The 16,973-nt window shown below is 64.0% G+C and carries 16 protein-coding genes; 2 read left to right on the top strand and 14 right to left on the bottom strand.

Annotation, left to right across the window (positions count from 1 at the left end; translation table 11 throughout):
* Positions 1-88: 88 nt before the first annotated feature.
* The 6 genes from ACIQWO_RS12095 to argS form a co-directional block, all read right to left on the bottom strand.
* Positions 89-1,408: an MFS transporter gene (locus ACIQWO_RS12095; protein ID WP_402823708.1), complete on the bottom strand. Its 1,320-nt coding sequence runs from the start codon at positions 1,406-1,408 to the stop codon at positions 89-91.
* A gap of 254 nt (positions 1,409-1,662) precedes the next feature.
* Positions 1,663-2,142, bottom strand: a complete 480-nt coding sequence (locus tag ACIQWO_RS12100; protein ID WP_402823711.1) for a hypothetical protein — start codon at positions 2,140-2,142, stop codon at positions 1,663-1,665.
* A gap of 90 nt (positions 2,143-2,232) precedes the next feature.
* Positions 2,233-3,054, bottom strand: coding sequence for an SDR family oxidoreductase (locus ACIQWO_RS12105; protein WP_402823714.1), 822 nt, complete (start codon positions 3,052-3,054; stop codon positions 2,233-2,235).
* 55 nt (positions 3,055-3,109) lie between these two features.
* Positions 3,110-3,790, bottom strand: coding sequence for a thiol:disulfide interchange protein DsbA/DsbL (locus ACIQWO_RS12110; RefSeq protein ID WP_039395208.1), 681 nt, complete (start codon positions 3,788-3,790; stop codon positions 3,110-3,112).
* 280 nt (positions 3,791-4,070) lie between these two features.
* On the bottom strand, positions 4,071-4,751 hold the full coding sequence (locus ACIQWO_RS12115; RefSeq protein WP_402823718.1) for an SPOR domain-containing protein: 681 nt from the start codon (positions 4,749-4,751) through the stop codon (positions 4,071-4,073).
* A 60-nt stretch (positions 4,752-4,811) separates the two neighbouring features.
* Positions 4,812-6,575 carry an arginine--tRNA ligase gene (argS, locus tag ACIQWO_RS12120; RefSeq protein WP_402823721.1) on the bottom strand — a complete coding sequence of 588 codons (1,764 nt, stop codon included), beginning with the start codon at positions 6,573-6,575 and terminating at the stop codon, positions 4,812-4,814.
* Between the two features lie 232 nt (positions 6,576-6,807).
* Here argS and ACIQWO_RS12125 point away from each other — a divergent pair, with 232 nt between their 5' ends.
* A complete protein-coding gene (locus ACIQWO_RS12125) occupies positions 6,808-7,125 on the top strand; it encodes a DUF1840 domain-containing protein (RefSeq protein WP_402823723.1) in 318 nt (105 codons plus the stop codon).
* A 248-nt stretch (positions 7,126-7,373) separates the two neighbouring features.
* On the opposite strand, the gene ACIQWO_RS12130 is transcribed toward ACIQWO_RS12125, so the two are convergent.
* The 4 genes from ACIQWO_RS12130 to ACIQWO_RS12145 form a co-directional block, all read right to left on the bottom strand.
* On the bottom strand, positions 7,374-7,700 hold the full coding sequence (locus tag ACIQWO_RS12130; protein WP_150664076.1) for a hypothetical protein: 327 nt from the start codon (positions 7,698-7,700) through the stop codon (positions 7,374-7,376).
* Between the two features lie 198 nt (positions 7,701-7,898).
* A complete protein-coding gene (locus ACIQWO_RS12135; RefSeq protein WP_402823960.1) occupies positions 7,899-8,609 on the bottom strand; it encodes an MgtC/SapB family protein in 711 nt (236 codons plus the stop codon).
* Between the two features lie 258 nt (positions 8,610-8,867).
* Positions 8,868-11,573, bottom strand: coding sequence for a methionine synthase (gene metH, locus ACIQWO_RS12140; protein WP_402823963.1), 2,706 nt, complete (start codon positions 11,571-11,573; stop codon positions 8,868-8,870).
* A 54-nt stretch (positions 11,574-11,627) separates the two neighbouring features.
* Positions 11,628-12,719, bottom strand: coding sequence for a homocysteine S-methyltransferase family protein (locus tag ACIQWO_RS12145; protein ID WP_402823727.1), 1,092 nt, complete (start codon positions 12,717-12,719; stop codon positions 11,628-11,630).
* Between the two features lie 144 nt (positions 12,720-12,863).
* Between ACIQWO_RS12145 and ACIQWO_RS12150 the strand changes: the two genes are divergently transcribed.
* Positions 12,864-13,256, top strand: a complete 393-nt coding sequence (locus ACIQWO_RS12150; protein WP_402823730.1) for a rhodanese-like domain-containing protein — start codon at positions 12,864-12,866, stop codon at positions 13,254-13,256.
* Positions 13,257-13,376: 120 nt separating this feature from the next.
* On the opposite strand, the gene ACIQWO_RS12155 is transcribed toward ACIQWO_RS12150, so the two are convergent.
* The 4 genes from ACIQWO_RS12155 to ACIQWO_RS12170 all read right to left on the bottom strand — a co-directional run bounded on the left by ACIQWO_RS12155 (position 13,377) and on the right by ACIQWO_RS12170 (position 16,964).
* Positions 13,377-13,634, bottom strand: coding sequence for a DUF3567 domain-containing protein (locus tag ACIQWO_RS12155; protein WP_039395232.1), 258 nt, complete (start codon positions 13,632-13,634; stop codon positions 13,377-13,379).
* 196 nt (positions 13,635-13,830) lie between these two features.
* Positions 13,831-14,625 carry a 3-oxoadipate enol-lactonase gene (gene pcaD, locus ACIQWO_RS12160; RefSeq protein WP_402823734.1) on the bottom strand — a complete coding sequence of 265 codons (795 nt, stop codon included), beginning with the start codon at positions 14,623-14,625 and terminating at the stop codon, positions 13,831-13,833.
* Between the two features lie 209 nt (positions 14,626-14,834).
* Positions 14,835-15,920, bottom strand: coding sequence for a DUF3108 domain-containing protein (locus ACIQWO_RS12165; protein WP_402823737.1), 1,086 nt, complete (start codon positions 15,918-15,920; stop codon positions 14,835-14,837).
* A 177-nt stretch (positions 15,921-16,097) separates the two neighbouring features.
* On the bottom strand, positions 16,098-16,964 hold the full coding sequence (locus ACIQWO_RS12170; protein WP_402823740.1) for an IclR family transcriptional regulator: 867 nt from the start codon (positions 16,962-16,964) through the stop codon (positions 16,098-16,100).
* Between the last annotated feature and the right edge of the window lie 9 nt (positions 16,965-16,973).

A 16,973-nucleotide genomic window follows, 5' to 3' on the forward strand; every position in this document is an offset into this window, starting at 1 on the left:
CTGACGTAAGCGAAGATAAAAACGCCCCGGAGACGATAGCCTCCGGGGCGTTTTGCATCGTAGGGTGGCAAACGCGTCGCCAGTGAACTCAGGCGTGCTGCGCCGATGCTTGAACGTTGCGTCCTTCGCGACCGAGCAGACCGTACGTCACGAGACTGATCGCGACGGTCATCAGAATGTAGTACGCCGGGGCGAGCGGATTCTGCGTGACCTTGATCAGGTACGTGATCCAGAACGGCGCGAGGCCGCCGAAGAGCATCACCGAAACGTTGTACAGAATCGAGACGCCCGTCGAGCGCACGCCGACCGGGAACACTTCCGTGACGGCCGTCGGGAACGCGCCCCACACGAAGCCCATGCACACCGCCGGAAGGATCTGCGCGAGCAGCAGATTGCCCATCGACGGCGAACCGTGCAGACGCGTGAACATCCAGAACGACGTCAGACCGTAGAGCAGCACGAACAGCAAAATCAGCGGCTTGCGGCCGACACGATCCGAAATCCATCCCGTGAGCGGGCAGAGCGCAGCGATCAGCATCGCGGCAATGAACGTCGACAGGCTGGCGGAACCTTGCGTTAGACCGAGTTGCTTGACGGCGTAAATCGGCGTGTAGATCAGCGTGACGTAGAACGACGTCGTGGCCGCCACCGTCAGACCGAAGCCCGCGATGAGCGCGCGGTAGTGCTTCGAGAAGACATCGGAGAGCGGCGTGCGGCGCGTCGGTTCGCGTGTCGCGGCGTAGGCCAGAAACTCCGGCGACTCCGTCATGCGGCGCCGAATGTAGAAGCCCACCGGCCCGATCAGAATCCCGAACAGGAACGGCAGACGCCAGCCCCACGATTCGAGCGCTTCTTTCGACAGACCCGTCGTGAGGACGTAAGCGCACAACCCGGCAAGTGCCACGGCCAGCGCCTGCGAGCACATCTGGAAACTGCCGTAGAAGCCGCGCAGATTCGGCGGCGAGAACTCGATCAGCATGGCCGTCGAGCCGCCGAATTCGCCACCTGCCGAGAAGCCCTGAATCACGCGGGCCAGCAGGATCAGCAACGGGGCCGCGAAGCCGATGGTGGCGTACGTCGGTGCAATGCCGATCAGACCCGTGCCGAGTGCCATGAGCAGCACCATGACCGACAGCGCCGACTTGCGGCCCGCGCGGTCGGCGTACAGACCGAAGGCTAGCCCGCCGATGGGACGGAAGAAGAACGCCACGCCAAGCGACGCCACGCTCGCGAGCAGCGACGTCGTATCGTTATCCGCAGGGAAGAAGAGTTTCGCGATGACTACCGCGAAGAGACCGTAAACCGTGAAGTCGAACCACTCGAACGCGTTGCCCAGGGTAGAACCGATCACCGCTTTGCGTCGCAGCGCCGGATCGATGACCGGCGTACCGGCGGGGGTTGTCTGCATGTGCCTCTCCTGCTTGGTTGGGAGTGCCGCAGTCGGATCGGTATGGACCGGCTTATCGCTACTATTGCCGTCTGCACACGCGTCCGCTCTATGGCGGCGAATCCGGTTTAACGTCGTGTATACCTCTGTTCAAGTTACACGAGCACTCTAACGCAGGTTTGGAATGCACCACAACGGGTCAAAATTACGACCGAATCTTGCGTGAGACGGCGTGTTTCTCGCATGGAATGCGAGAGCTGAGGTTTGCGGAGATGTCAGCGATTCCCCCGGCTGCCTTTCCATCGATAGTCGCGCTGACCGACCCAACGCCAGGTGCCGGTGGACGGATCGAACTCGTAGCCTGCCCGATACTCGCTCGTATAGCAGCCGCCCTTCTCGAGATAGCAGCGCTCGCGCAGGAAGTGCGCGGCGTCACGCGACGAACGGGGTTGAGCTGGCACGATGACGACCGGTGCTGGCTGCACGATGACGGGCGCGGGTCGAACCAAGGCAGGGGCGGGCGTCACGATGACAGGGGCGGGGTGAACCACTGCGGGGGCCGGTGTCACGATGACGGGCGCAGGTTGAACGATGGCCGGTGCCGGGCCGACGATGACGGGGGCAGGTCGGACGTATGAGGATGGCGGTCCGAAGACCTGCCAGTTGCCCGGATCTGCTGCAGCGCAACCCGTCAGGATCGCTGCAGCCGTGAGTCCGGCGAGACGCATTGTGAAGCGAGAGAGGATGGCATTCATGAGGGCACCGCGCGTTAAGAAGGCGGGGCACTCTAACGCGCGGGGTCATGTATTTCCCCGCTTCGTCCTGCATTTTGGGGGATGTCCGAGTCAGCTTTTCCGGTCTTTCGCTGCATCGCGTGCTTGCCGCTGCGCCATCGTCGGCTTGCGCGGGGCGCGGGCGAACAGCATGTCGTACAGCCAGCGTGGCAGGCATCGCATCCCAAAGGCTGCAACACCCATCTGCCACGGCAGCACAGCGAAGCGCTTGCGGCGCGCAATGGCCGCTGCCGCCTTGCGTGCGAACTTGTCCGAGTCCATCAGGAACGGCATCGGGAACGGATTACCGTCGGTCATCGGTGTGCGGATGTAGCCCGGCGCAATCGTCACGACAGCCACCTTGTCTGCGCGCAGCTCGACGCGCAGGCTTTCGAGATACGTCATCGCCGCCGCCTTGGAGGCGCTGTACGCGCCATGCCCCGGCAGACCGCGCACACCGGCCACGCTACCGATGCCCACAAGCGTGCCGCGCTTGCGCTGACGCATCGGACCCACGAAGGGGCTGAACGTCGCGACCATCGCCGTCCAGTTGGTGTCCATGACGGATGCGAAGTGCGGCAGGTCCGCAGGGTCTTCCGTGTTCACACCGTGGCTAATGCCAGCGTTAGCGATCACGATGTCCGGCACGCCGTGACGCGCCATGAAGTCTTCCGCCGCAGCACGCAACGCGAGGGCGTCACGCACGTCGAGCGCGTAGCAATGCACGGCATGCGGATGCGGCAACGTGGCGGCGAGATCGGTCAGCTTGTCGCCACGGCGTCCGACGAGCCCGAGAATCGCGCCCTGCGCCGCGTAGTGACGCGCGAGCGCCTGCCCCAGCCCGCTGGACGCGCCGGTGATGAAAACCTTCGGTGATGTCGTATGTGCTGCCATTGTCGCCATAGAACGCAAAAGCCCGGCCGGGGCCGGGCTTCAGGAGCCGCGAAGCTTACATCTTCTTCGCGCGGATCTGGTTGATGATCGAGTCGGCCGTCTTGAGCGCCGCATCGAACGTCTGCTGCTCGGTCGTCGCCGGTTTGCCCTGCTTTTGCAGCGCGTCGCCCGAGGTGGCCGGGGAGACGAGGTACTTGCCCTGGATCGCGATCGTCGGCACGCCGTCGATCTTGTAATCCTGCCAGGTCTTGTTGGCCGTCTTCACACCGTTGTCGACACCGAAGCTCTTGTACGTGTCGAGGTACTTTTGCTTGTCGACGCCCAGCGTGGCCAGGAAATCGGCTTGCTGATCGGCAGTCAGCAGGTAGTTGTGCTTGACGTGGATTTCGTTGAAGACCTTCGGCGTGAGCTCTGCATCCTTACCCATGGCCACGAGCGCGAGGTACATGCGCGTGTGCGGCTCGAAACGGCTCTGGAAGGCGACCGGCACGCGCTTGAACACGACGTCCTTGCCCTGCGCCTTGACCCACTTCTCCAGCGACGGCTCCAGCGCATTGCAATGCGGGCAGCCATACCAGAAGAACTCGGTCACTTCGATCTTGCCCGGACCCGCCGTCAGCGGTTGCTGCGAAATCGTCAGGTAGTCGGTCCCCGCGACCGGCGCTTCAGGCGACGCCGAGGCGACACCCGAGAGGAAACCGAAAGAAATCAGAACGGCACCAAGAAGTTTTTTCATGATCTTTGTATAGGAGTGAGACCAACACGCCGGTTTGTCCATCGTCGGTGAGCGGCGCGCCAGCAAAACCATATCCCGGATTCAGCCAAATTAGCTAGTGCGTATGACCGGCGATGTCTCGCCGGGTTCAACGTCTCGCCAGCGTGGATGCCGCCGGGCCCCCAATGATGCAGGCTTTTGCGAATCCGTGCCGAGCGGCGCTGAACGAGCGCTCAGACAGTGCCCATGCGGTGCGGCAGAAACAAAAGGCGTTGCCTTTGTGGGGCAACGCCTTTCGCGTTCATTGCTTCGTGAAGCGGATCACTGCCGTGTCGTACCCGCCATCCTGCAGGCGTTGACGCACGTGATTCATTTCATCGAGCTTGCCGTACGGGCCGAGGCGCACGCGGTAGAGCGTGAGACCGTTGGCGTCGCGCTGCGTGACCTTCGCTTCGAAGCCCGAGAGGGCCAGCTTGGCGCGCAGTTGCTCGGCGTCGGTCTGCGACTTGAATGCGCCGACTTGCAGGTAGTAACCCGTGCTGGCGTTATCCGTGGCGCTCGCGGGCGGCGTGGTCGGCGGGGCGACCGGCACCGTCGACTTGCCGTTGAGGATGTCGGCTGGCGAGGGCTTCGTCGGCGCGGGCGCCGTCGGTGCCGAGGCGGTCGGCGGTGTCACCGGCGTCACCGGATTGCCCGGCACGAGCGGCGACGTTTCGGCTGCCGAGGGCGCTTCCGGCGCGGTGGAACCCGATGCGGCGCCCGGCAGCGGCGTGCGCGGCTGGAGCGACTTGTTCGGGTCTGGCGCCTGCGCGGCCGGTGAGTTCTCGGCCGGACGCGGCGGCGTCTTTTCGACGAACGGGGTTGGCGTCTTCGTAATGTAGAGCGCGACGACGACGGCAACGGCCAGCCCAACGATCAGGCCGAGCACGATGCCCAGAAAAGTACCGCCCCGCTGGCGGGGTGGTCGACGTGTATATGCCATCGAGTCGATTCCGTCCTTACAGAGTTCCGATGCGTTTGCCGTTCGGAGTGGTTGGATAACTTACATCTTGGCCGGGGCCGACACGCCCAGCACGGCAAGCCCGTTGCGCAGCACCTGACGCGTCGCCGCGAGCAGCGCCAGACGCGCATGCTTCACGGTCTCGTCGTCGACCAGCACGCGATCCGAGTTGTAGAAGGAGTGGAACGCACCCGCCAGATCCCGCAGATAGAAGGCCACGGCGTGCGGCGCAAGTTCCTCGGCGGCACGCGTGAGCATGTCCGGGTACTCGGCGAGCAGTTGCAGCAGCGCGAGCGCGCGTTCGCTGTCGAGCGGCGCGAGGTCGGTGTTCGCCAGCGACGCTTCGTCACCCGCCCACTGCGTGAGGATCGAGCAGATGCGCGCGTGGGCGTACTGCACGTAATACACCGGGTTTTCGTCGTTCTGCTTGAGCGCGAGATCCACGTCGAACACGAATTCCGTGTCCGCTTTGCGCGAAATTAGGAAAAACCGCACGGCGTCGCGGCCACGGCGCAGGGCGTCTTCACGCTCGGCGGGGTCCGTCACCGGCGTTTCTGCCGTAATGCCGCCCGACCATTCGATCAGATCGCGCACCGTCACGTAGCTGCCTGCACGCTTGGAGATCTTCACCTCTTCGCCATTGCGCATGACGGTGACCATCTTGTGCAGCACGTAGTCGGGGTAGCCCTTCGGAATGCCGATGCCCAGTGCTTGCAGACCGGCGCGCACACGGGCGATGGTGCCGTGGTGGTCCGAGCCCTGCACGTTGATGACCTGATGGAAGCCACGGTCCCACTTGCGGGTGTGATACGCGACGTCCGGCACGAAGTACGTGTAGGTGCCGTCGGACTTGCGCATCACGCGGTCCTTGTCGTCGCCGTAATCGGTCGTGCGCAGCCACAGCGCGCCTTCCTGTTCGTACGTGACACCTGCATCGATGAGCGCCTGCACCGTGCGCTCGACGCTGCCGTCGGCGTACAGGGACGATTCGAGGTAGTACTGATCGAAGATGACGCCGAACGTTTGCAGATCGATGTCTTGCTCGCGACGCAGATAGGCCACGGCGAAGGCGCGGATCGAATCGATGTCTTCGACGCTGCCGCTGCCCGTGACGGGTGCGCCGTCGGAGGCCTGCACCGTCTTGCCAGCGAGGAAGTCCTGCGCGATGTCGCCGATGTAGTCGCCGTTGTAAGCCGATTCCGGCCATTCGGCGTCGCCCGGCTTGAAGCCGCGGGCGCGTGCCTGCACGGAAGTGGCGAGCGTCTGGATCTGCACACCGGCGTCGTTGTAGTAGAACTCGCGATGTACCGGGCGGCCTTGCGTGCCGAGCAGTGCCGAGATCGTGTCGCCGAGCGCGGCCTGACGGCCGTGACCCACGTGCAGCGGGCCGGTCGGGTTGGCCGAGACGAACTCGACGAGCACCGGGGCGGCTTCGTTGCTGGCGGCGCGACGGCCGAAGGCTGCGCCCTCGGTCAGGATCGCGCGCGCGACCGATTGCTTGGTGGCATTGGCCAGACGCAGGTTGATGAAGCCTGGACCGGCGATTTCGACGGCGTCGACGAGGCCCTTGGCGCGGGCGTCGGCGAGGATGGCGTCGGCAATCTTTTGGGCCAGTTCGCGCGGGTTGGCGCGCAACGGCTTGGCGAGCTGCATGGCCACGTTACAGGCCAGATCGCCGTGGGCGGCCACTTTGGGGCGTTCGAGCAGGATGACGGGCGCGGCAGGCGCGGTGCCGTCTGCGGGCATCAAACCGGCGACGACGTCGCCGATCAGCGCGACGAGAGCATTCTTTTGTGCGGGTAGCATTGGCGGGTGTTTCGGGTGCGTCCGGACGCGTCCGGACAGGCAATTGAATCGTCAGCACCGGATTTTAACAGGTGTATGATGAAGTCACGGTGCCCGCCGGTACCCCTCATTGCGTAACAGGCTCACTCAGGCCACACTCAGGTGCCACGCAAGCGCCACGCGGCCATCGGGCAGACGACAGGCCGTGGAGGTTCGGGGCGGCGGTGGTGATAACTCGAAAAGGGAGCCAAACATGATGGTAACGTTTAAGGCGCACTCATCGCCCACGATCAACATGCTCGAGAATCTCGCGCAATTGCTGCTGGGTATCGTCGGCAAGAAGCTAGGTGAGCGCGGCGCGATCGGGGCGGACGAAACAGGCGACGCTATCGCCAAGCTGGAAGCCGCGATTGCGGAAGATAAAGCCGCAGCCGACAAGGACAGCGAGGGCAAGAAGTCCGAGGACCGCGACGAGGACAATCGTCTGCGCCTCTCGCAACGGGCCTATCCGCTGCTGAACATGCTCAAGGAAGCGCACGCCGAAGGCTGTGCGGTGGCGTGGGAAGTGTGAGCGCCAGATAGTCGTAAGGCGTCGCAGACAGCATCGTCTGCACAGGGTACGAAAAAAAGCAGGCCGCGAATCGCGGGCCTGCTTTTTTTTATGTGCTGCGGGAAACGATCGGACCGGGCCGCCCCCGGGCGAGGGGTTTGAATCAGGCCACGAGGGCCTGAGCAGTGGCGGCGCGGGTGCCGGTCCGTGCGACGCGACGTCTCACGCTACGACGTCCGCGCTCGACGTTGGCCCCGCTGGATGCCCGCTTACTGGGCCTTGCCCGGTGCGTTATCCGGCGCGTTGGTCGCACCGTTACCGGTGTTACCGTTGCTCGGCGTCTTCTTGGTGCTGTGACGCGGCTTCTGGGCCTTCGAGTTCGGGTGCGGATCCGACGGCGTCATCGTTTGAGCGCCCGGTGTCGGGGCCGACTGACGCGCATTCGGGTTCGCCTGGCTAGGCATCGTGGCAGACGGGTCCGTCGTCGTGCCGCCGCCAGGACCGGCAGCGCCACCGCCCGCAGAGCCTTGAGCGAAACTCAGTGCCGAAGCACCGGCGAGGGTCAGGGCAGCAACCGAAATAATCAGCTTCTTCATCAGATGGACTCCTTTGCTTTGCGTTGCACTGGGTAGGAACGTCTTTCGTGCAAGCATCACTTGCGTTAGTGAGATTCCAGTCTAAGAAGCCGCGACGTGCGGTGCTGTAAGGGTTTGTAATTGAATGTAATTCGGCTTTTTTCTAGGCCATTTCCCGCGCACGTACGTGGGAGGCGACCCGCCACATTCGTTTGTTAGTTAGTCATCCGAACGGCTTGACCAGAACACCTGATTCACGCCGGGCAGCGTTTCGAGATGGTCGGTGAGGGCGTCGAGTTCGCCTGCCTTGACGGCCGTCGGCAACAGCAGCGCTTCGATTTCGACTTCTGCTTCGCCAAACGGATGGATGTCGAGCGCGCGTACCGGATAGTTCGACGCTTCGAGCCACGCTTCCACCTTGTCGAGCACTTCACGCTGCGTAGTGCGGGCGCAGATGACGGACAACGCATAGGTGGCTTCCGACGTCGCCTCGTTAATCGGCGCGCGGTTGATGCGGTTCACGACCGGGCGCAGCAGCGTGTTGGCGGCGAGCACGAAGAACGCCACGACGACCGCTTCGACGATCAGGCTCGCCCCGGCAGCGGCCCCTACGGCGGCCGAGCCCCACAGCGTGGCGGCGGTATTCAGGCCGCGCACGGACGCGCCGTCCTTCATGATCGCGCCCGCGCCGAGGAAGCCGACGCCCGACACCACATACGCAATCACACGTGTATCGCCTGGCATGAGCCGCATTGAAAGATCGACGAAGGCCGCAGCACCGACGGCCACGAGCACGTTGGTACGCAAACCCGCCGTACGCTGACGCACTTGCCGTTCCACGCCGATGATCGTGCCGAGCACGAACGCGACGAACAGCGAGATGAGCGTGTTGAGCAGCGGGAGGAGATGGAAATTCTGGAAGCTGTTCAGTGCTTGCATGGAACGTCTCGACTTGAGGCGGCTGACATGGGCGGATGCAACGGGCCAGGCGGGCATGTTGCGCCGCCGCATTATGGCATTGGGTTCTGACGGACGGAAGTCATCCCGCCGGAATGGCGTTGGGGTATCGCACGGCGAAACATGGGGCAGGTAGGGCAGATAGGGCACGTAGCCCAGAAGGGGAGGCGGTGAAACCGACCGGCCATCGGACGTCACGTTCGACGATGGCCGGTCTTGAATACAGCGTTGTTACGACAGTTGCGGTGCCAGCAGGCGTCGCGCCGTCGCTTCGTCCACACCGGTGCGTTCCATGAAGTCTTCGACCTGATCGGGACTGATCTTGCCGACGCTGAAGTACGTGCTGTCCGGATGCGACAGGTAGAAGCCCGACACGCTCGCCGCAGGCAGCATGGCGAGCGATTCCGTCACGCTCATGCCGATTTCATGCGCTTGCAGATAGTGGAACATCGGCCCCTTGACCGAGTGCTCGGGGCAGGCCGGGTAGCCCGGTGCAGGGCGGATGCCGACGTACTGTTCCTTGATGAGCGCATCGTTGTCGAGCTGTTCGTCGCTCACGTAGCCCCAGAAGTCGCGGCGCACGCGCGCGTGCATGCATTCGGCGAACGCTTCGGCCAGCCGGTCGGCCAGCGCCTTGAGCATGATCGCGCTGTAGTCGTCGTGCGTGGCAAGGAAGCCCGCTTCTTTCGCGTCGACGCCAAGCCCTGCCGTCACGGCAAACACGCCGATGTAGTCGGCCACACCGCTGTCCTTGGGGGCGACGAAGTCGGCCAGCGAGCGGTTCGGGCGACGCACGCCGTCCACCACCGGACGCTCGGTCTGCTGACGCAGGTTGTGCCACGTGAACGCCACTTCCGAGCGCGACTCGTCCGTGTAGATCTCGATGTCGTCGTCATTGACGACGTTTGCGGGCAGCATCGCGATCACACCGTTGGCGGTCAGCCAGCGGCCCTTGATCAGGCGGTCGAGCATCTCTTTGCCATCGGCGAACACGCGTGTTGCCGACTCGCCGACGATCTCGTCCTTGAGAATCGCGGGGTACGGACCGGCGAGGTCCCACGTCTGGAAGAACGGACCCCAGTCGATGAATTCGGCCAGCTCGGCCAGATCGTAATTCTTGAACACGCGACGGCCGATGAACTTCGGCTTGGGCGGCACGTAGCTCGACCAGTCGATCTTGTACTTGTTCTCGCGCGCGGTCGCGAGCGACACCATCGGCGTGGCCTTGCGGTTCGCGTGCTGCTGACGCACGCGTTCGTAATCCGTCTTCACGTCGGCGAGATAACGCTCGGCCGCTTCGTCGGAGAGCAGGTTCGACGCCACGGACACGGAGCGCGACGCGTCCGGCACGTAGATCACCGGACCTTCGTAGTTCGGGGCAATCTTCACGGCCGTGTGCACGCGCGAGGTCGTGGCACCGCCGATGAGCAGCGGAATGTTGCGCAGACGGAAGTAGTCGTCGCGCTGCATTTCTGCGGCGACGTAAGCCATCTCTTCGAGACTCGGCGTGATCAGGCCCGACAGACCGATGATGTCCGCGCCTTCTTCCTTTGCCTTGGCGAGAATTTCGGCGCAGGGCACCATCACGCCCATGTTGACGACTTCGAAGTTATTGCACTGAAGCACCACGGTGACGATGTTCTTGCCGATATCGTGCACGTCGCCCTTGACCGTGGCGATCACGATCTTGCCCTTGGAGCGGACGTCTTCACCGGCGGCGGCCATGCGCGCCTTCTCTTCTTCGATGAACGGCACCAGGTGCGCCACGGCCTGCTTCATCACGCGCGCGCTCTTCACGACCTGCGGCAGGAACATCTTGCCCGCACCGAACAGATCGCCCACGACGTTCATGCCGTCCATGAGCGGGCCTTCGATCACCTGAATCGGACGGCCGCCCGCGTCGAAAATCTTCTGACGCACTTCCTCGGTGTCTTCGACGATGAAGGTCGTAATGCCGTGCACCAGCGCGTGGGCGAGGCGTGCCTCGACCGGCTGATTGCGCCACTCCAGATTCTCTTCGCGCTTGGCCGCGCCGCCCTTGAAGCGGTCGGCGATTTCCAGCAGACGCTCGGTGCTGTCGTCGCGACGGTTGAGCACCACGTCTTCCACGCGTTCGCGTAGCTCGGGGTCGAGGTTCTCGTACACGCCGAGCTGACCGGCGTTGACGATGCCCATGTCCATGCCCGCCTGAATCGCGTGGTACAGGAACACGGTATGGATGGCCTCGCGCACGAGGTCGTTGCCACGGAACGAGAACGAGACGTTCGACACGCCGCCGCTGATCTTCGCACCGGGCAGGTGCTCCTTGATCCAGCGCGTGGCGTTGATGAAGTCGACCGCGTAGTTGTTGTGTTCCTCGATGCCGGTGGCGACCGCGAAGATGTTCGGGTCGAAGATGATGTCTTCGGGCGGGAAGCCGACTTCGTCGACCAGCACGCGATAGCTGCGCTGGCAGATTTCCGTCTTGCGGGCGTAGGTGTCGGCCTGACCCTGCTCGTCGAACGCCATCACGACGGCGGCGGCACCATAGCGGCGAATGCGCTTCGCGTGGTGCACGAACGCTTCGTGACCTTCCTTGAGCGAGATCGAGTTGACGATGGCCTTGCCCTGCACGCACTTCAGACCCGCTTCGATCACTTCCCACTTCGACGAGTCGATCATGATCGGCACGCGCGCGATATCCGGCTCGGACGCGATCAGGTTCATGAAGCGAACCATCGCGGCCTTGGAGTCGAGCATGGCCTCGTCCATGTTGATGTCGATGACCTGCGCGCCGTTCTCGACCTGCTGGCGGGCGACCGCGAGCGCTTCGTCGAACTGGCCGTTCAGGATCATGCGTGCGAACGCTTTCGAACCGGTGACGTTGGTCCGCTCACCGACGTTCACGAAAAGCGTGCCCTCGCCGATGTTGAAAGGCTCAAGGCCCGACAGGCGCATCGGCGGGACCGGCGCATTGAGAGACGTTTGGCTCATGGGGCAATCCGTTCTGTATTAGATGTTCGCGTCGGCGTCGATGGCGTCATTGCGATACTGCGAGGGCCAGCGGCGCGGCTTGACGTCCGACAGCGCCTTCGCGATCTCGGCGATATGCTCCGGCGTCGTGCCGCAGCAGCCACCCGCCAGATTCACCAGACCCGCCTGCGCGAACTCGCGCAGCAGGCCGGACGTGACGTCGGGCGTTTCGTTGAAGCCCGTGTCGCTCATCGGGTTGGGCAAACCGGCGTTGGGGTAGACCGACACGTACGTGTTGCACAGCTTGGCCAGCTCGGCGATGTACGGACGCATGAGCGTCGCGCCGAGTGCGCAGTTCAGGCCGAACGTGAGCGGGCGCGCGTGACGCAGCGAATTCCAGAACGCCTCGACCGTCTGGCCGGACAGAATGCGCCCGGAGGCGTCCGTCACGGTGCCGGAGATCATGATCGGCAGAATCTCGCCGGTGTCCTCGAACAGTTCGTCGATGGCGAACAGTGCGGCCTTGGCATTGAGCGTGTCGAAGATGGTTTCGACGAGGAACAGATCCACGCCGCCTTCCATCAGCGACTTCGCCTGTGCGTAGTACGCGTCGCGCAGCTGGTCGAAGTCGACGTTGCGCGCGCCGGGGTCGTTCACATCCGGGCTGATGCTCGCGGTCTTGGGCGTCGGGCCGATGGCCCCGGCGGCAAAGCGCGGCTTGTCCGGCGTGCTGTACGCCGCGCAGGCTTCGCGCGCGAGACGTGCCGACTCGCGGTTCATCTCGTCGGCCAGGTCTTCCATGTGGTAGTCGCCCTGCGCGATCGTCGTCGCCCCGAAGGTGTTCGTCTCGAGGATGTCGGCACCGGCGGCCAGATACTTGCCGTGGATTTCGCTGATGACGTCCGGGCGCGTGAGCGAGAGCAACTCGTTGTTGCCCTTCACGTCGTGGGCGAAGTCGGCAAAGCGCTCGCCACGGTACTGCGCTTCGTTCAGCTTGTACTGCTGAATCATCGTCCCCATCGCGCCGTCCAGGATCAGGATGCGCTTCTCAAGCAGTGCGGGCAGCGCCTGACCGCGCGTGTATTGCAGTGCCGGTCGTGCGATCGAGGCGGATGGGGTTGCGGTGGTCATGGAGGACGTCGCCCTGGAGTGGCCGGAAAACCTATAATTGTAATGGTTTTCGCGCGTATCGCCGCGTGCCGCCGCCGGATGGGCGGGGCTGTCGGACGATCCGGCACTTTTCCGCCAACTTCTTGCCAGTGTTTGCCCAACGACATGGAATTCCTGCTCCCGAACGCCGCACACAAGTTCCTGCAAGCCAACGCCAACGCGCTGTTCGTCGACTGCCGCAGTGAGATCGAACATCTGTTCGTGGGCCACCCGGTGGGGGCGATCCACGTGGCCTGGAACGACGGCCCGGACTGGGAAGTCAATCCGCACTTCGTGCAGAGCGTGCGCAAGCTGGCGGGCGCGGGCGGTGAGCGCCCGGTCATGCTGATCTGCCGCAGCGGCAACCGTAGCACGGCGGCCGGTGAGGCGCTGGAGGCAGCCGGTTTCCTGAACGTCTACGGGGTGTTACACGGCTTCGAGGGCGATCTGGACGCCTCGCATCACCGAAACGCCGTGAACGGCTGGCGGTTCGACGGTCTGCCGTGGCAGCAGTGCTGAGCGGAAAATCGGGACGCCGAACCCTGACATGGCGTCAGGGGGTAGGCTAGATTCTCGCAGCATGAAAAAACCCTCGCCTTGGCGAGGGTTTTTCGTGGGTACTACCGAATGGAGTCGGTATCAGTGGAGCACAACCGGGTTCGTCATGAAGGTGTCGAACTGCCCGAGGAATTCGTCGACTTCGTCCTCGGAGGGTTCGCTGGCGATCAACTTCTGCACTTCTTCACGGAATTGCCGGGCAAGCGAGCCGTCGAGGAAAATCTCGCGGCCGGCGGATTTGTCCACGATTTCATAGCCGCCGGCGGACAGCGAGTGATTGCCGTTATCCGCGGCAAACTCAACGACACAGTAGTTCGGGCTGTTGTAAATCATGAGCATGGCAACTCTCCTGGTGTTCCTGCATGGTCCTGAGTAACCCACATAGGGGCGACGCGGCGCGATTTCAAGAGGCAACGCCCCATGATTCGCTTATCGGCACACCGGCTGACGAATTCAATGGTTTTGGCCCTCCTTTTGTAAAGGTCACGCTACAAGTCCTGCAAACACCCCCTGCAAGTCGTTCTTTTTGCAGGGTTCATACGTTAGATGCGGCCCCCAGCAAAAACGTTGCAAGGGCATTGGTTACGAACTGTTTCTGCTCGACGATCGACAGATGGGCGGCGTCCGGCACGATCTCCAACTGCGCCCCCGCAATGCCGTTGGCGATCCGGCGCGCCACAGCGGGCGGTGTCGACGGGTCGTTTTCCCCGACCAGCACCAGCGTCGGCACGTCGATCTCGGACAGGCGCGCCCGCACGTCGAACGCCGCGAGCGCCTCGCAGGACGCTGCGAACCCTTCCGGGGCGGCATGCGCGACGAGGGCGCGGATGCGCTCGGCCTGCGCGGGGTGATGCTTGCGAAAGTGCGCGCCCAGCCAGCGTTCCAGCGTACCGGCCGCGAGATCCTTCATGCCGTGCGCGCGGGCCGTCGCTGCGCGCTCCAGAAACAGCTTGGCATCGGCGTCGTCGTAACCGGCCGTGGTATCGATCAGCGTCAGGCTGGCGATGCGCTCGGGGGCGTCCAGCGCCACTTGCTGCGCCACCGCCCCCCCCATCGAGATGCCGACGAAATGCGTCGAGGGGATCTCCAGCGAACTGAGTAGGGCGGTCGCGTCGGCAGCCAGTTGTTCGATGGAATAAGGGCCGTGCGTGATATCGCTGCGGCCGTGACCACGGCTGTCGTATCGGAGTACTCGGAAGTGGGCCGTCAGTTCGGGGACGAGGTCGTCCCAGACGGTGAGATCTGCACCCAGAGGGTGCGCCAGCGTGAGCCACGGACCGTGGCCGTCCACCGCGTAATGAATCGATGCTCCGTTGGCACTGACTTTCATGGGCGGCCCCCTGGGTTCGTCGATGCGTTGCGAGGTGATGTCGATGGGCGTCGATGCACTGGGATGTTTCTGATTATGTCAGGAACATCGGGATTTTGCAGACCGTTTCGTCGTAGTTGGGCAACACTTCGCTGCTCACCCGCATGTAGCCTGCATCACTCAAAATTCTAAGGAATTTTGCGTCGGATTTCGAGACGGAAAACCCTGTGTCAGGGGGGCGATTTCTCGGTGAAAATCAGCTCGAACTCGTTGCCGGACGGCTCCGTCTGTTTCACGCGCACCGGCAGCCAGTCGAGCGACGGCGCGAGCCAGATATCCACGCGCCGCTCATCGCCCGCCTTGCGCGGCAGACGCGTGAAGTGGCGCGTCTCGACGTAGCCGTTGCGCGTGGCCATCGTCTCGCTGCCAACGTACTGCACCGGCCACACCTCGCTGCTATCCGTGTCGACCACGGTGAACTCGTGCGTCACGCCGACCTGGGTATAGCGTTCGGGATTGCCTCGGGCGTAGCTCGCCAGTTGCATCATCACGCTGAACCGGTCCTGCGCGCCGGGCGCAAGCGGCACCGACTGGCCTGAGCGGGAGAAGTGGAGCGTGGGCGTGGAGTCACGGTGGAAATCGGTGATGTATTCCGCGCGACGCCCGCGTTTTTCCACATAACGGGACGGCGCGATGCCGTTCGCGTCGTAGCCGCCTTCGCTGATGAACTCGAACGTGCCGAAGAAGATGATCGGCACGGCCACGCGTAGCGTGTAATGCCCGTTCTCGTTGATCCAGTGAAGCTGTCCCGTCTGGTTGCGCACACCGTTCATGAGCGCGTCGTAGGTCAGCGTGACGGAGGGCGGCGGATCGAACTTGTCGCCATTCGCGGCGGCGGCCGTGAGCGGCACGCCGGGTGCGGCTGCGGCGTCAGACGCCTTCGCGCCGGGCGTGTCGCCTTCGCCCGCCACCGTCTCCGACGCGGCCACAGGGCCCGGCGTATCCGTCGCGACTGGGGCGGCGAGCGTGTCAGGCGGTGCAGGGGCGGGTGGACGCGGTTTGACGACCGGCTTCGGTTTGGGCGGCGGCGGCGCTGGCGGCTCAGGCGGCGCGACCGGCTTGAGCGGGATCAGCGTGATCGGAATGCTGGGGATCGGCGTGTCGTCGAGCGTCGTGCGATGGACGGCGACCCAAAACGCGATGAACACGTGTACGACGAACACTGCCGCCAGCACGCCGACCCACAGCCCCCAGCGTCTGCCCTGTCTCCCGGTGCCTGACGGTCCGCCCGGCGTTTGGCCAAAGGCGTCAGCCATGCCTGGGGCCTCCGATGCATCGGGGGCCCCAGGCATGTCGGATGGCGCTTGGCGAGGAGTATCGGGATGGCGCGAAGACACGAGATGGAATCGATTGGGACGTCAGAAGCTCAGGATCTCATATTGCGACGACCACGGTTCGACAGCACCCGCTGCGGGCCGTTCATCCCTCAACTTTCAGCGCGTTCCCCCGGGCGCCTGTGCGTGTCCGAGGTCGGCGGAGAGATTCTGTGCGAGCGTGCGCAGGGCCGTGTCGATGGGGCCGCCCCAGCGCGCATCGAAGCGACTTTCGGGGCCGAGCGCCATGAGACCCATCACGAGTTGTCCCGTCGCGTCGAACACGGGCATGCAGAACGCGTTGACGGACGGCAGCACCGTGCCTTCGACACGTGCCGCCCGATGCGCGCGCACATCGTCTAGCACCGCTTCGTACTCCGCGCGCGTCGCGGGCAGATGATGACGCGAGGCGTGCTGCAAGTCGGCCAGCGCGGCGTCGATGAGCGGCGCAGTCTGACGTTCGGGCAAGTACGCGGCGAAGAGTCGACCGGCGGCCGATTCGAGCATGGGCATCACGTCGCCCAGCCGCAGCGGCACACGCATCGGGAATGTCGATTCGAGCCAGTGCACCACGGTCGGCCCCTGATTGCCCCAGACGGCCAGCCCCACGGTCTGATCGATGGCGTCGCGCAGTTCCGACATGGCGAAGCGCGCAGCCTTGAAGGCGTCGATGCGCGCGAGGTGCGCGAGTCCCATGCGCAGCGTGAAGGGGCCGAGGTCGTAACGTCCGCTGATCGGGTCCTGAACGATGAGTCCGAGCCGTTGAAAGCTCACGAGATAGCGGTGCGCTTTGGCGGGGTTCATGCCCGCCGCGTGCGCGAGGTCGCGCAGCATCATGGCGTTCGACGCTTCGGTGAGGACTTCGATCAGGCGGAAGCCCACTTCGATGGACTGGATGCCCGAGCGGGTCTTCTCCTCGTCGGGGGCTGCGCTGCCGTCCTTCTCGCGCTCAATCTCGCTCTCGTTGTGATGTTCTGGCGCTGTCATGTGTCTCTT

It is taken from the genome of Pandoraea sp. NPDC090278 (genome assembly GCF_044772185.1).
Taxonomy (GTDB): Bacteria; Pseudomonadota; Gammaproteobacteria; order Burkholderiales; family Burkholderiaceae; genus Pandoraea.